This is a genomic window from Bordetella genomosp. 13, assembly GCF_002119665.1.
GTDB lineage: Bacteria > Pseudomonadota > Gammaproteobacteria > Burkholderiales > Burkholderiaceae_B > Bordetella.
This window is the reverse complement of sequence record NZ_CP021111.1, coordinates 4,178,257-4,192,936: the sequence shown is the minus strand read 5'-3', so window position 1 is coordinate 4,192,936 and position 14,680 is coordinate 4,178,257. Positions and strand designations below refer to the sequence as shown.

The following is a 14,680-nucleotide window of genomic DNA, read 5'->3' as shown; positions in this document are numbered from 1 at the left end:
CCGCGCGTCACGAGGTACGCTACGCAAGATGCGGACACGGCGGATGATCGATCCGGCCATCGTCGACGACCGGTTTCGACGGCGGCTCCGCGAGACTCCAGGACACAGCCATGACCGACAAGCCCATCCTGATTCCCGACGCCAATCATCCCATCACCATTACCCCCAACACCGCGCGTGTGGTGGTGACGGCGGGCGGCCTTGCCATCGCCGACACCAGGCGCGCGCTGACACTGCGCGAGGCCGACTATCCTCCGGTGCAATACATCCCGCGCGACGACGTGGACATGGCCAGGCTGGAGCGCACCAGCCACGCCACGCATTGCCCCTACAAGGGCGACTGCGCCTACTACAGCATTCCTGCCGCCGGCGAGCGCGCCGACAACGCCGCCTGGAGCTACGAGGCGCCGCATCCCGCCGTGGCTCGGATCGCGGGCCACATCGCGTTCTATCCCGACCGCGTGGACTCGATCGAGGAATTGTCCTGACAGTTGGCCAGTGAGCGCGGACGGTCCGGCCGGGGCCAAGCGCCCGGAAATGGTATATATGGCCGCTTCCGGGCACGTGCCCATTTCGCGCGAGGCAGGCATGGCAGGCATGGATTCTTCGGCACGTCTGGATTCGGCATCCTTGTCGCTGGACGAAGCCATGCGCACGCGCCGCTCGATCCGCGCGTTCCTGCCGGATCCCGTACCGCAGCCGCTGATCGAGCAGGTGCTCGAGCTGGCCAGCCGCGCGCCTTCGGGCAACAACGCGCAGCCGTGGAAGGTCTATGTGATAACGGGCGCGGCCCGGCAGCGCCTGTGCGACGCGCTGCGCCAGGCCTACGACGATCCGGACCAGAGCCGGTATCGCGGCGAGTACGACTACTACCCCAAGCAGTGGATTCCGCCGTTCCAGGACCGTCGCCGCAAAGTGGGCTGGGACCTGTACGGTCTGCTGGGCATCACGCGCGACGACAAGGCCCGCATGCACGCGCAGCACGCCCGCAACTACGCCTTCTTCGATGCGCCGGTCGGCCTGATGTTCACCTTGAATCGCATCATGTCGCAGGGCAGCTGGCTGGATTACGGCATGTTCCTGCAATCGGTCATGCTGGCCGCGCGCGCGCATGGCCTGGATACCTGCCCGCAGGCCGCTTTCGTGCCCTATCACGCCGTGATCGCGCGCGAGCTGGAATTGCCCGCCGAAGAAATGCTGGTGTGCGGCATGGCGCTGGGCTATGCGGACCCGCGGGCGGTGGAGAACACGCTGTACAGCGAGCGTGAGCCGGTGGCGGGGTTCACGCGGTTCGTGTCGTAGAGCGGACGGGGCACCGCCGCCACCGCATGTCGGCGGCCGCGCCCGTGCCCGCGTGGAACCGTAGCATCGACGTCGCCGCGCATCGTGAGACTCCGAACCGAAACCGTCGTCCTCATCGCCGACCTGGCAGGCACGAGCGTGTTCGCCGTGGAAGGCGCGATCGCGGCCATGCAGGCCGGGCTGGACTTGTGGGGCGTCATGGTGGTGGCGTTCATCGCGGCGCTGGGCGGCGGCGTGATCCGGGACGTGCTCATCGGGGCCGTGCCGCCCAATGCGGTGCGCGACTGGCGCTACCCGGCGCTGGCGTTCCTGGCCGGAGGCGTCGCGTTCGCACTGCATCCTTACCTGGCGCGCATTCCCCTGGACGTGATGGTGGTGCTGGACGCGGCCGGCTTGGCACTGTTCGCCGTGGCGGGCGTCGAGAAGGCGTTGCTGTACGGCATCCATCCCTTCGTCGCGGCCTTGATGGGCGTGCTGACCGCCGTGGGCGGCGGGGCGGTGCGCGACCTGCTGCTTGCCCGTGTGCCGGCAGTGCTCAATTCGGACATCTATGCCACCGCGGCGCTGGCGGGCGCGGTGGCGGTGCTGCTGTGCCGGCGCCTGGGCTGGCCGCCCGCGGCGGCCGGCATCTTCGGTGGCGTGCTTTGCTTTGCCATCCGGCTGTTCGCTGTCTCGCAAGGCTGGCAATTGCCCAAGGCGACGGGGTATTAGGGCCTGTGGACAGGCCCTGGTCGGCCCGGATGTCGCATCGACGATGACCGTGCTTTGGTGCTACCGTAACCCGCCGCCGCAACCGTCTCGCTGGACGCCGCCTCATGCCATTTCTCGACTCTTCCTCGCGCATCGACTTCGGCCTCAATCCTTTGGACCGCCAGTCGGGGCGGCGCGACGATGGGGATTATGTGCGGGCGTGCCGGCAGCATCCTTCCACCCGATATTTCGTCTTCGCCGGTGACGTGCCGGTGCTGGCCGTTCAGCAGGACGATTTCGATCCGCTGTTCGATGCGGCGCAGCTGGAGGCACTGGGCCAGCCGGTGCGCGAAGTCTTCATGGGGCAGGACGAATCCGGGGTGGCGTTGTTCGCGGTCGCGTACCCCGCCGCCGCGGCCGAATCCCTGGACGTCCGGCCGGACCTGGCGCTGATCGACCTGCGCTCCATCGCCGCGCGCGGCCTGTTCGCCCCTTCGCTGCTGGGCGAATTGGGCGGCGCCAAGGCCATCCTGCACTGGCACGACCGACATGGCTTCTGCGCCAACTGCGGGGCGCCCAGCCGCATGTCGGCGGCCGGATGGCGGCGCGATTGCGACGCGTGCGGCGCGCAGCACTTTCCTCGCGTCGATCCCGTGGTCATCATGCTGGCCATCGACGGCGACCGTTGCGTGCTGGGACGCCAGCAGCGCTTCGCGCCCGGTATGTATTCCGCGTTGGCCGGCTTTCTCGAGCCGGGCGAAACCATCGAGGACGCCGTGCGTCGCGAGGTGATGGAAGAAGCCGGCATCGCGTGCGGCGAAGTGCGCTACTTCGCCTCGCAGCCCTGGCCGTTTCCCTCGTCGCTGATGATCGGCTGCTTCGCACGGGCGATCGGCAGCGACATCGTGGTCGACCGCAACGAACTCGAGGACGCGCGCTGGTTCACGCGCGCCGAGATTGCCGCCATGATCGCCGGCACGCATCCCGAAGGGCTGTCTTCGCCCAAGCCCTTCGCCATCGCCTATCACCTGATGAAGGCGTTCGTGGAAGAGGGCGCGGGCGTGCTGCGGCACGTGGGGTCGCGCGAGCTGGAGTGACGCCCACGCAGTGAAGTCCCCCCGCTACTTGCAGCGCTTGGTGGCGAAGGCGTCGTTCAGCAGGTGCGCCAGCCGCATGCCCGCCACGGACAGCTGGCGGTCCAGGATGGGGCGGGCCTTGGCCAGGTAGGCGTCGTCCAGCACGTCGTTGCGGGGCTGGATGTCGAACAGCTTCACCGCCGTGCGGTGGCTTTCCAGCGCCCAGTCGGCGGGCGAGCCGCGTGCCAGGTCGTTGCCGGCCTTGGGCAGCCAGTTGGATTCCAGCACCTCCACGTAGTTGCCCCAGGCCCACACGGTCTTGCGGATCAGCGCGGCGTCCCAGGCGGCGTGCAGGTTGGTGTCTTCCGAAGCCGAGCCATTGGCGCCATTGCGGATGGCGATCGTCACTCTGATGCCGTTGCCGCCGTTGTTCTCCTTGACCGTATGCAGCGGCTGGTGGACGTCGCCCACGAAGTGCACCAGGAACATCAGCGACCGGCGTCGCTCGCCCACGGAACGCGTGGGGCACGCCACCGCGGTGCTCTCGCGGACAATCTCGGCGACGATGCAGTCGCCCTTGTCAGGGTCCGCCACGCAGTCGCGCGCCGGGTCGTAGTCGTCCTTGGCCAGCGGGATCTCCACGAAGTGCCAGCGCGTGGTTCGCGGATCGCGGACGCGCTCGTCGTCGGCCCAGCCCGACACCGACGCCAGCGATGCTCCCTTGCCCAGCAGTGCCTCGATGCCGGCGCGCGCCTCGGGCGACAGACGGCGGCTGGCGATTTCGGCAACGATGGAATGGCCTTCCTCGCCCCATGCGTGGGCGGTGTGGGCCGGACCCAGCAGCAGGGCGGCGCAGCAGGCAAGGGGGGCGAGACGCATGGCGGATTTCCTCGCGATGGGAAAAAGCGCCAGCGTACGACGAATGCGTGTTAAAGGCCGGTGAATTTTGCGCGCAATCGTGACGAAAACGATCACGTCCAAGCTCCCGCACGCGCTGCCGGGGCTCCATGCAGGAAACGCTGTTTCATCGAAGAAAAACGACGGTTCGTCGAAAAAAACTTGTTCCGTGAATAGCGGCTCGCCAGACTGCACGGGAATTTTTTTCCCCGAGACCCGCCGATCATGAACGCACAAGCTCACTTCCGCCATGGAACGGTTTCGCTCCGTCCCAACATGCTGCGGCTTGCCATCATGTCCGCCTGGTGCGCGTACGCCGCGACCTTGGCAGGCCAGGCGCAGGCCAGTTGCAACCAGGGCGTCTCGGCCGGCGACCGGTACTACTACATCTGCCAGGGCGCCGACGGCGTCGACGGCAGTTCGAGCGAAAAGGCCGGCACGGACGGCGAGAGCTTCACGATCAACCAAAGCGGCAGCCTCACGACCAACGCCAGCAGCAGCCTGAGCTATCCGGTCACCGGCAACGTGCCCGGCGTGTTGATGGGCTACAGCCGCGGCGGCCTGGGCGTCGACGAGGCCAGCGGCGGCGACGGCGGCGAGATCCGGCTGTCGAACAGCGCCAACATCACGCTGGAAGGCACGGTGCATTCCGGCTACTACCAGAGCCTGATCGCCGTGACCTCCATTGGCGGCAACGGCGACGACGACAACGACAACAACAACTCCAACGGCGGGTCCGGCGGGAACGGTCAGGCGCTGACCATCACCAACAACGGGACGCTGACCATCAACGGCAGCGTGCAGCCCTATACCAGCGCGGGCGGCACCACGACCAACGTGCCCTTGTTCGGCATCAGCGCGGTCACGGGCGGCGGCACGGGCGGCAGCCAGAACGACTCCATCCTGGACGACCAGGCGGGAGGCTCCGGCGGGGACGGCGGGACCATAACCCTCACCAACAACGGCGCCATCCGGCTGGGCAGCACGTCGAGCCGCCTGACGGGCTATGCCCGGGGGGCCGGCATTCACGCCGAGTCCTACGGAGGATCGGGCGGCGCGGACAACGGCGGGGCCGGCGATACCAGCGCGGTCACCGTCACCAATACCGGCGCGATCGACGTGGTCTGGAACGCCCAGGGCGGCAACGACGTCTACGGCATCCATGCGATCAGCGGGGCCGGCGACGGCTCGCAGTCCTGGGACGACTCCGATCCGGGCGGCCGTGGCGGCTTCGGCGGCACCGTCTGGGTGACGACCCGCGGCAGCGTGCTGCTGGACGTGGGCGGATCGTTCTCGGGCGAAGGCGCGGGCATCGCGGCGCTCAGCCGCGGCGGCAAGGGCGGCACGGGCCCCGAGCAGGACCACACCGGCGGTATCGGCGGCATCGGCAATTCCGTAGTGGTTGAACTGCAGGGCGACGGAACCCGTATCACCACGCATGGCGACAACCTTTACGGCATCCTGGCACAGAGCCTGGGCGGCGAGGGGGGCGACGGCGGAGACGGAGCCGCCCTGGCGGGCCAGGGCGGCGGGGCCGGCTACGGCGGCAGCTCCTCCGAGGTGCGTGTGTCCGCCGGCGCGGGAACCGCCATCCAGACCACGGGCCATTTCGCCACGGGCATCCTGGCGCAGTCCATCGGCGGCGGTGGCGGCACGGGCGGCACCTTCGTGTCCGTTCTGGGCGGCCAGGCCGGCAATGGCGGCAGCGGCGGCGATGCGTCTTCCGTCGTCGTGGATGCCGCCGGCAGCATCGTCACCGGCGGCGACCATGCCTACGGCGTGCTGGCCCAGTCCATCGCCGGCAGCGGCGGAGCCGGCGGCGTCGACGTCAGCGGCCTGGTCGCGCTGGGCGGAGACGGCGCGGGCGGCGGCGCGGCGGGCGACGTAACGGTGACCCAGTCCGGCGAGATCGCCACTACCGGCTACTCGTCGCATGGCATGCTTGCCCAGTCCATCGGCGGCGGCGGTGGCGCCGCGGGCAGCGCCATCGGGGCGCTGAGCATCGGCGGCAGCGCCAGCGGCACGACCCGGTCGCAGGGTGCGAACGTCACGATCGACAATATCGGGACGATCCGTACCTCAGGCGATGCGTCGGCCGGCATTCTGGCGCAGTCCATCGGCGGCGGCGGGGGCAGCGGCGGCGACAGCATCGGCATCCTCGGCGTGGGCGGCGACGGCGCCGCGGGCGGCGACGGCGGCAGCATCGTCCTGCAGGGCCTGGGCACGCTGTCCACGTCGGGACGCTTCAGCCCTGGCGTGCTGGCGCAGTCCATCGGTGGCGGCGGCGGCAACGGCGGCGATACGCATACCGGTTCGGCCGGCGTGTCGATAGCCATCGGCGGCAGCGGCAGCGGCGGCGGCAATGGCGGCTCTATCTGCATGGGCAATGCCGGCGCCTGCGGCAACGCCTCGCCGCAGGGCATGACCCTGACCACCCGAGGCGACTACTCGCCGGGCATCGTCGCCCAGAACATCGGCGGCGGCGGAGGCAGCGGCGGCAGCGTGACGAACTTCGGCCTGGCGTCGTTCGCCGCCCTGCAACTGGGCGGCAGCGCCGGCGCCGGCGGCCATGCGGGCGCCAACGGCACGAGCATCGAGTACACCAACCTGAACATACTGACCGGCGGCTCGCATGCGGCCGGGATATTGGCCCAGTCGATCGGCGGCGGTGGCGGAACCGGAGGCGACGCCAACAACTTCGACATCACGGTGGGCCTGAACGCGGCCGTGGTCGTGGGTGGCAGCGGCGGCAATGGCGGCACGGGCGCAAACTCGCGCGTGGTGCTGCGTTCCTCGCAGATCGCCACCGGCATGGATTATCAGAATGCCGATCCGGCCACCTATGCGCCCAATGATTCCTTCGGCATCCTGGCGCAGACCATCGGCGGCGGCGGGGGCAACGGCGGCAGCGCGACCGCCAGCGACCTGGTGATCGCCATCCCGCCCGGCAGCCCCGAGTTCCCGCCCTTGGCGCTCAACTTCCAGGCGGCCATCGGAGGCAAGGGCGGCAGCGGCGGCCATGCCTGCGCGTCGGGGGATGGCTCCTGCGTGACCGAGATCGCCTTGCTCGAGGGCACCTCGGTCACGACCCTGGGCGACGGCTCCCATGCGGTGGTGGCCCAATCCATCGGCGGAGGCGGCGGCAATGGCGGCGACTCTTCCGTTCTGTCGGCCAACGTCGGCTATGGCGACTCGCTGACGGGCACGCTCGGAATGGCCCTGGGCGGCACGGGCGGCAATGCCTCCAACGGCGGCAAGGTGCTCGTGCAGTTCGGCACCGAAGTCCCCTTGGCCGCGATACTGCCGGCTCGCGTGGAACTGCCGCTTGCCCAGGGCCTGCAGGCAAATCTCCTGGCGCCGGCCTCCACCATCCTGACCTACGGCGATTTCGCCAACGGCATGCTGGCGCAATCCGTGGGCGGCGGCGGCGGCAACGGCGGAGTGGGCAGCAGCGATGCCTATTCGGTGGGCGGCTTCGCCGACGTCGCACTGACGATCGGATTGGGAGGCGCCGGCGGCGGCGGCGGGCAGGGTGGCGAAGTGGACGTCTACCTGGGCGCGCCCAATACCATTCAGACCGTCGGCTCGGGCTCGCGCGGCATGGTCGCCCAATCGATCGGCGGCGGCGGCGGGACCGCTCAGGGCGGGACCATGAGCGTGTCCGGGTCGGTCGAGGGAATCGGAGCCAAGCTGACCCTGGGCGTGGGCCAGACGGGCGGCGGCGGCGGCAATGGCGGTGCGATAAAGGCCGGCATTGCCGGCGCCATCCGCACCCAAGGCGGAGATGCCGACGGCGTGGTGCTGCAGTCCATCGGCGGCGGAGGCGGCGTGGGCGGCTCGATCGGCGCCGATTCGTCCAGCCGCCCGATCATCGATCGCATCACCAAGGCCAAGAATACGGTGAACCGCATTACCGACGCCGACAGCATGGGCTATCACTTCGAGGTCGATGTGGGCGGCCGTGGCGGCACGGGCGGCGCGGGCGGCGGGGTGGACGTAGACTTCAGCGGCAAGATCGCCACCGAAGGCGACTGGGCCGATGGCATCGTCGCCCAGTCCATTGGCGGAGGCGGCGGCGCGGGCGGTTCGTCCTCGGCATCGGGCAGCGATGTATTCGCCAATATCGACATCGCCATTGGCGGTGCGGGCGGCACGGCGGGCAACGGCGGCACCATCACCGCCAATTTCGACGGCAGCTACGGCAACGGCATCTGGACCGACGGCTACAACGCCTACGGCGTGCTGCTGCAGTCCATTGGCGGCGGCGGCGGCCAGGGCGGCGATGGTTCCGACACGGCCAAGGGCAGCATCTCGGTCGGCGGCTCGGCCGGCGGCAGCGGCGGAGCCAGCGGGGTGGGCGGCACCATCCAGAGCAGTTCCGCTTCCTGGCTGGCAGTCCAGACCACGGGGTCCGATGCGCCGGCGCTGGTCGCGCAGTCCATCGGTGGCGGCGGCGGTATCGGCGGCGCAGGCAACAGCGACTCTGCGTCCCGAGGCCAAAGCCATGAAATCGCCCTCTCGGTGGGCGGACATGGCGGCACGGGCAATCACGGCGGCACCGTCGACATGACCATTGGCAGTTCTGCCACGACCCATGGCGACCGCTCGCATGGATTCGTGGTGCAGTCCATCGGCGCGGGCGGCGGCATCGGCGGCGCCGGCCAGGCCGGCAACCTGGCCAGCGTAGGCCTGGGCGGCCGCGGCGGCGCAGGCGGAGACGGCGGGCGCGTGACGTTTTCCTTGCGTTCCGGCAGCCAGGTTACGACGACCGGCGCCGGCGCCCATGCCATCGTGGCGCAGTCCATCGGCGGCGGCGGCGGTATTGCCGGCGACAGTTCCGTGAGCCTCGGCCTGACGCCCGCCGCCTGGGCCGTCGACGGAACGGACACTGGCGGCCAGGGCAACGGCAACGTCGTGACGGTCAAGACCGACGGCGTCATCAAGACCCTGGGCCGTCACGCCTACGGGATCGTGGCGCAATCCATCGGCGGCGGCGGAGGCCTGGGCGGCAGCGCGGACGGCGGATTCGCCGGCACCACCGGCGGCGACAGCGGCCATGGCCGCGGCGGCCAGGTGGTGGTGGACCAGAGCGGTACCATCGACGCCTCGGGCGACGGCTCCACCGGGATATTCGCGCAAAGCACGGGTCCGGACGGCGGCGACCTCATCTCCCTTCATGTGCGCGGCACGGTCAAGGGCGGCTCGGGCAGCGGCAGCAGCATCTGGATCGCCGACGGCTACCAGAACACGATCACCGTCGAGCAGGATGCCGTGATCTATGGCGCAGCCAGCGGCGTAGGCGTGCGCTACGACGGGCAGGGTACCAACGAGCAGGGCGCGACGCTGGATATCAACCTCCTTTCCAATGGCGAGGTGCACGGCAACGTGCTGTGCCAGAACGCCAGCGGCGCCACGGCTTGCCACATGTACGCGGGCAACCAGGCAGCCATGAAGGAGGCCACTCTCTACCAGGCCCACGTCGACAACGGCGGCCTGCTGGAGATCGGGCGCACCGGCAGGTTCGACACGCTGACGGTCACCGGCAACTACGCGCAGCTGTCTTCCGGCGTACTGCGGGGAGACGTGGATTTCGGCGCGATGCAGGCCGATCGCATGGTCGTGCAGGGCGATGCGCGATTGGACGGCGGGTTTGACGTGGCGGCCGTGAGCCTGCTGCCGCGGCGCGAGCTCGACGTGCTGGAGGTCGAAGGTTCCCAGTCGGGCACGCTGCAAGCCGTGGACTCGCCCATCTTCGATTTCCATGTGCGGCAGGAAGGCAGGACGCACCACGTCAGCGTACGAGCGGCGGACTTCGACGCCGCCAGCCAGGGACTCAGGCGCAACCACGAACGCGTCGCGCAGCACTTGCAGCGGGCCTGGGATCTTGGCGGCACCGTCGAACTCGGACCGTTGTTCGCCGTGCTGAACAACGCGGCCAAGAGCGGTCCATCTGCCTATCGAGAGCGCCTGACCGATCTGTCGCCAGGCGCGGCGCTTGCGCCGGCCGGACAGATGGCAGCGGGCATGGCGAGCTTCACGGGCGCGATGATGTCGTGCCCGGTCATGGAAGGCGGCGACACCATCGGGCGCGAGCGTGATTGCTTCTGGGGGCAGGTGACCCGGCGCAATACCGACCACGACGGCGGCGATGGCTCTCCGGGCTTTTCGTTCGACAGCACGACTTATCAGTTCGGCGGACAGCGCGAGTACAAGCCGGACTGGTTCGTGGGCGGATCGATCGCCTACCAGGATGGCCGTCTTAGAGGCGATAGCGGCAGGGTGGGCGGCGACGGCGATGCGGGCTACGCGGGCATCGCCCTGAAGCACCAGGCCGGCCCGTGGCTGTACGCCGGCTCCATCGCGGGCGGCTATGGCTCCTACCGCATGGACCGCAACATGGCGATCGACGGCTATGACCGCCAGGCCAGCGGCAGCCCGGATGTCTACAGCGTCGGGGCGCGCTTGCGGGCGGCACGCCACTTCGGATTGAGCGATAGCCTGTATCTCAAGCCTTACGTCGATTTCGACGCCTTGTATACGCGCATGTCGGGCTACACCGAGTCGGGCGGGCCGCTGAGCCTGAAGGTCGACAGCAGCGACCAGTTCGTCGTGAGCCTGTCGCCCATGCTCGAATTGGGCGGACGGGTCGAACTGCACGATGGCGCCGTCATGCGGCCCTATGCCTATGCGGGCGCCGCTTTCCTGAGCGAGGATTCATGGAGCACGGCCGCGCGGTTGAAGGGTGCGCCGGCGGGCAGCGGAACCTTCCGGACCTCGCTGCCGGGCGACCACGTCGTCGGCCGGTTCGGCCTGGGCGTGCAGGTCACTACCGCGTCGAACCTGGACTTCCGGCTGCAATACGATGGCGAGGCGTCCAGCAGGTCCACCAGCCATGCGGGGCAACTGAAAATGATGTATCGCTTTTGATGCCGCTCGCCAACCGCGCTTGGATGCGCGGCGCAGCCCGCGGTTCAGGCCATGGCGCGCCGCAGGCGCAGCGACGCCGTGCGGCCCACGACGATGGACGCAACGCCGTTGTTGAAGATGACTTCCGTTTGCGCGCCGTGCCGATGCGACAGGTGGGAGATGTGCTCGAGATTGACGATCAGCGATCGGGATACGGCATGAAAGGGCGGCGAGGGCAGCCGCTCGGCCATCCGCTTCATCGTGATGTGCATCAATTCGTCGCCATGGGCGGCGCTGCACAGGCGAACGTAGTCGCCTTGCGCCTGTACGACGGTCAGGTCGCAGGCTTTGATGAGCCGGGTGCCGTTTCTCGTGCGGGCGGTCAGGTAGGCGCCCGAGTTCGGACGCAGACGATACAGGGTTTGCGCCAGCCGCGCGGGATCGACCGGCTTGAGCAGGTAATCCACGGCCTCGATATCGAAGGCTTGCGCGGCATAGTCGCTGTGGGCGGTCACGAAAACGACGCGAACGGCGGGATTCAAGTCCTTGGCCAGGTCGAAGCCGTTTTCGCGCGTCAGCATGATGTCCAGGAACACCGCGTCGGGCCGCAGGTCCTGGATCATTCTGCGTGCCTGGTCGGCGGTGGCCGCTTCGCCTTCGACCCGGACGTTGGGGGCGGCCTCGAGCAGCCGGCGCATATAGCGCCGGGCAGGCGCCTCATCGTCGATGATCAGTACCCGCAGCATGGCTCCCCTTTGTTTTGCCGCGTATTCTACTAGCCATCGGTTTTCCCATTCCCTCCAGCGCGCCGGTGTCCCAACCATGAATTTTCGATCCATCGGCGACGAACTCGGTCCGGCGAGGGCCTCCTTGGGATTCTGGCAGGCGCAGGCGGCGGTTTGGGGCCTGTTGAGCGTGACCGGCTTCTGCATCCGCTTTGCCATCTTCGGCAATGCCATGGCCGCGTTCTGGCTCACGCTCGCGCTCGAGCCGCTGGCCTTCTCGCTGACCAGCGCCGCGGCGATTGTGCACGCACGCTATTTTTCGAAGACTGCGTCGGCCGTGTCGACCCTGGCCTGCGCTGTATTGTTCTGCGTCACGGCCGCAACGCTACTGTCCTCCCTGGGCTACTTTCTCCAGCAACAGTTCCCGCCCGGAACGGTGCGGGTCTTCCCTGGCAATCAATACCGCCTGGGTTTCCTTTACTACATGGCCATTTTCTCTATCTGGACGCTGACCTACTTCGGCGTCAGGGCCGAGCTGGCCGCGCGCAACGCCCGCATTTCAAGGATGAAGGCCGAGACGCGCGCCGTGCAGCTGGAGCTGGAGCACCTTCAACGACAGATAGAGCCGCATTTCCTGTTCAACGCGCTCAATACCATCGTGGCGGAAATCGCCGATCGGCCCGCCATTGCCGAGGAAATGACCCGACGCCTGGCGGATTACCTGCGCTATTCCCTGGACCAGCACGGACGGGGCACGCGCAGGCTGGACGAGGAGATCGACGCGGCCGAAACCTATGTGCGCATCCAGGCCCTGCGTTTCGGCCGGCAACTGGAATACGAAAGCCAGGTGGATCCGACCGCCCTGGAGGCGCATATTCCCCACATGACTTTGCAAGGCTTGGTGGAGAACGCGATCAAGCACGGCATGCCGGCCGATCATGACGCGTTCGTGGTCGCCATCCGCGTTCGATACAAGGACGACGTGTTGACCATCGAAGTCAGCAATCCCGGCCGCCTGCATGCGCCCAATGGCGCCAGGCGAGGAAACGGATTGACCAATCTGTGCCGACGCCTCGCCTTGTATTACCCCGAGCGCTACGAATTCTCGCTCGACGAGCGGGGCGGGCATACCGTGGCGCGGATCAGCTTGCGCGGGGATCCGGTCAAGCCGTTCTAGTGTCTCGCCGTTCTAGTGTCTCGTCGCCAGCCTGGCCCGTGGTGGGCTCGCGCAGGGACCTCAGGCGGGCCAGACGGATTTCCGTGGCGTCCGCGGCAATGAAAAAAGGAGCCGAAGCTCCTTTTTCAACGACTTACAGACGTCAGATGTCTGTAGATCAAAACCTGGAGCGGGAAACGAGTCTCGAACTCGCGACCTCAACCTTGGCAAGGTTGCGCTCTACCAACTGAGCTATTCCCGCGTTGTGCGATGTGCTGGAGGCGCAAGCCGGAATCGAACCGACGTACACGGATTTGCAATCCGCTGCATAACCACTCTGCCATTGCGCCAGAACCGCATCAAGCCCGCTAGTATACATGAGCTTGTCGCGGTGTGTCCGCCTAAGGGGGATAGGCATGCGCCTTCCCCCGCTTCGCGTCAGGGCTGGATCGGCGGGAAGTACGCCAGCGTCTGGCCCAGCGCCCACAGCAGGAACAGCACCAGCGGAATGTGCACGATCAGCTGCACGAAGGTGAAGCCGATGAGATCGCGCGCCTTCAGGCCCAGCACGCCCAGCAGCGGCAGCATGTAGAACGGGTTGATCAGGTTCGGCAGCGCCTCGGCCGCGTTGTAGATCTGCACGGCCCAGCCCAGGTGGTAGTGCAGCTCGTTGGCCACCTGCATCACGTAGGGCGCCTCGATGATCCACTTCCCGCCGCCCGACGGGATGAAGAAGCCCAGCACGGCCGAGTACACGCCCATCAGCAGCGCATAGGTGTCGTGCGTGGCAATGCGCATGAAGAACTCGGAGATGTGGTGCGCGATGGTTTCGCCGCCCGAGCCCTTCACCTGCGTCATGATGGCCGCGATGGAACCGTACAGCGGGAACTGGATCAGCACGCCGGTCGTGGTGGGCACGGCCCGCGCGACGGCATCCAGGAAGCTGCGCGGACGCCAGTGCAGCAGCGCGCCCACCATGATGAAGATCAGGTTGTAGGTGTTCAGGCCCGAGATCGCCAGGATGGCGGGCTTGGACGTGAACTCCTGGATCAGCCAGCCGGCCGCCAGCGCGACCAGCACGATGATCAGCAGCGGGCTGTGCTCGAGCCATTCGCCCGGCCGCGTGGGCTTGCTGACCGGCGGCGCGGCGAACACGGGGTCCACGCCGCAGTCCTTGGCGTCGCGCGCCGAGGCGGCGCTGGGCGCGGTCACGTAGGCGATGATCCACGACACCACCATCAGAATGCCCAGCATCAGGCCCGACTGCCACAGGAAGATGGTTTCGGTGAACGGGATGACGCCCGTGATGGCCAGGATCGACGGCGGCAGGCTGGCGGGGTTGGCCTGCAACTGCGCCGCGGACGACGAGATGCCCAGCGCCCATACGGCGCCCAGGCCCAGGTAGGCGGCAGCGCCCGCGGCGCGGTAATCCATCTTCAGGTCCGTGCGGCGGGCCATGGCGCGCACCAGCAGGCCGCCGAACACCAGGCTCAGGCCCCAGTTCAGCAGCGATGCCGTCATCGAGATGAGGGCCACCCAGCCCACGGCCGAGCGGCCGTTCTTGGGCAGCATGGCCAGTTTGTCGATCAGCCTGGAGGCCGGTCCGGACGTGGCGACCACATAGCCGCCGATGACCACGAAGGCCATCTGCATGGTGAAGGGGATCAGGCTCCAGAACCCGTCGCCGAAGGCCTTGGCCGTGCTGGCGGGGGTGGCGCCGATGGCCAGGGCGGCCACCGCGATGATCAGGACGCCGACCGTGGCGAAGACCCACGAGTCGGGAAACCAGCGTTCGGCCCAGGCCGCGCAACGCATGGCAAAGCGTGCCGACCGGCTTTCTTCCAATGGTGCTGCCATATCCTCATTCCTCTGTGCTGCGATTCGATGGAATGCGTGCGCAGAGGCTTTCGGCCCCCGCACGCTTGCGG

Annotated in this window: 9 protein-coding genes and 2 tRNA genes; 6 read left to right on the top strand and 5 right to left on the bottom strand. The window is 68.1% G+C overall.

Annotated features, from left to right (window positions below):
* Positions 1 to 110: 110 nt before the first annotated feature.
* The 4 genes from CAL15_RS18905 (at position 111) to nudC (ending at position 3,089) form a co-directional block, all read left to right on the top strand.
* Entirely contained in the window at positions 111 to 488 is a 378-nt protein-coding gene (locus CAL15_RS18905) for a DUF427 domain-containing protein (protein WP_086079904.1), read from the top strand.
* A 109-nt stretch (positions 489 to 597) separates the two neighbouring features.
* Positions 598 to 1,302, top strand: coding sequence for a nitroreductase (locus CAL15_RS18900; RefSeq protein WP_086081179.1), 705 nt, complete (start codon positions 598 to 600; stop codon positions 1,300 to 1,302).
* Positions 1,303 to 1,386: 84 nt separating this feature from the next.
* Positions 1,387 to 2,013 carry a trimeric intracellular cation channel family protein gene (locus CAL15_RS18895; RefSeq protein WP_086079903.1) on the top strand — a complete coding sequence of 209 codons (627 nt, stop codon included), beginning with the start codon at positions 1,387 to 1,389 and terminating at the stop codon, positions 2,011 to 2,013.
* Between the two features lie 104 nt (positions 2,014 to 2,117).
* The gene (nudC, locus tag CAL15_RS18890; RefSeq protein WP_086079902.1) at positions 2,118 to 3,089 is read left to right on the top strand and encodes an NAD(+) diphosphatase; all 972 of its coding nucleotides are present in this window, start codon (positions 2,118 to 2,120) and stop codon (positions 3,087 to 3,089) included.
* A gap of 24 nt (positions 3,090 to 3,113) precedes the next feature.
* Here the strand turns inward: nudC and CAL15_RS18885 are convergent, their stop codons facing one another.
* On the bottom strand, positions 3,114 to 3,947 hold the full coding sequence (locus CAL15_RS18885; RefSeq protein WP_157666689.1) for a S1/P1 nuclease: 834 nt from the start codon (positions 3,945 to 3,947) through the stop codon (positions 3,114 to 3,116).
* Between the two features lie 243 nt (positions 3,948 to 4,190).
* Between CAL15_RS18885 and CAL15_RS18880 the strand changes: the two genes are divergently transcribed.
* Entirely contained in the window at positions 4,191 to 10,892 is a 6,702-nt protein-coding gene (locus tag CAL15_RS18880; protein WP_086079901.1) for an autotransporter outer membrane beta-barrel domain-containing protein, read from the top strand.
* 44 nt (positions 10,893 to 10,936) lie between these two features.
* On the opposite strand, the gene CAL15_RS18875 is transcribed toward CAL15_RS18880, so the two are convergent.
* Positions 10,937 to 11,710 (bottom strand): LytR/AlgR family response regulator transcription factor, encoded by a 774-nt coding sequence (locus CAL15_RS18875; protein WP_232468030.1) that lies wholly within the window; start codon positions 11,708 to 11,710, stop codon positions 10,937 to 10,939.
* Between CAL15_RS18875 and CAL15_RS18870 the strand changes: the two genes are divergently transcribed.
* A complete protein-coding gene (locus tag CAL15_RS18870) occupies positions 11,694 to 12,773 on the top strand; it encodes a sensor histidine kinase (protein WP_086079899.1) in 1,080 nt (359 codons plus the stop codon). The genes CAL15_RS18875 and CAL15_RS18870 overlap by 17 nt on opposite strands.
* A gap of 165 nt (positions 12,774 to 12,938) precedes the next feature.
* On the opposite strand, the gene CAL15_RS18865 is transcribed toward CAL15_RS18870, so the two are convergent.
* The 3 genes from CAL15_RS18865 to CAL15_RS18855 all read right to left on the bottom strand — a co-directional run bounded on the left by CAL15_RS18865 (position 12,939) and on the right by CAL15_RS18855 (position 14,609).
* Positions 12,939 to 13,014: transfer RNA gene (locus CAL15_RS18865), tRNA-Gly, on the bottom strand.
* Positions 13,015 to 13,028: 14 nt separating this feature from the next.
* Positions 13,029 to 13,102 (bottom strand) — tRNA-Cys (locus CAL15_RS18860).
* A gap of 88 nt (positions 13,103 to 13,190) precedes the next feature.
* Positions 13,191 to 14,609: a short-chain fatty acid transporter gene (locus CAL15_RS18855; protein ID WP_086079898.1), complete on the bottom strand. Its 1,419-nt coding sequence runs from the start codon at positions 14,607 to 14,609 to the stop codon at positions 13,191 to 13,193.
* Positions 14,610 to 14,680: the final 71 nt, after the last annotated feature.

Coding starts and splice junctions, on each gene's coding strand:
- CAL15_RS18880 (WP_086079901.1), top strand. CDS start 4,191: ATGAACGCACAAGCTCACTTCCGCCATGGAACGGTTTCGCTCCGTCCC.
- CAL15_RS18855 (WP_086079898.1), bottom strand. CDS start 14,609: ATGGCAGCACCATTGGAAGAAAGCCGGTCGGCACGCTTTGCCATGCGT.
- CAL15_RS18875 (WP_232468030.1), bottom strand. CDS start 11,710: ATGGATCGAAAATTCATGGTTGGGACACCGGCGCGCTGGAGGGAATGG.
- nudC (WP_086079902.1), top strand. CDS start 2,118: ATGCCATTTCTCGACTCTTCCTCGCGCATCGACTTCGGCCTCAATCCT.
- CAL15_RS18870 (WP_086079899.1), top strand. CDS start 11,694: ATGAATTTTCGATCCATCGGCGACGAACTCGGTCCGGCGAGGGCCTCC.
- CAL15_RS18885 (WP_157666689.1), bottom strand. CDS start 3,947: ATGCGTCTCGCCCCCCTTGCCTGCTGCGCCGCCCTGCTGCTGGGTCCG.
- CAL15_RS18900 (WP_086081179.1), top strand. CDS start 598: ATGGATTCTTCGGCACGTCTGGATTCGGCATCCTTGTCGCTGGACGAA.
- CAL15_RS18905 (WP_086079904.1), top strand. CDS start 111: ATGACCGACAAGCCCATCCTGATTCCCGACGCCAATCATCCCATCACC.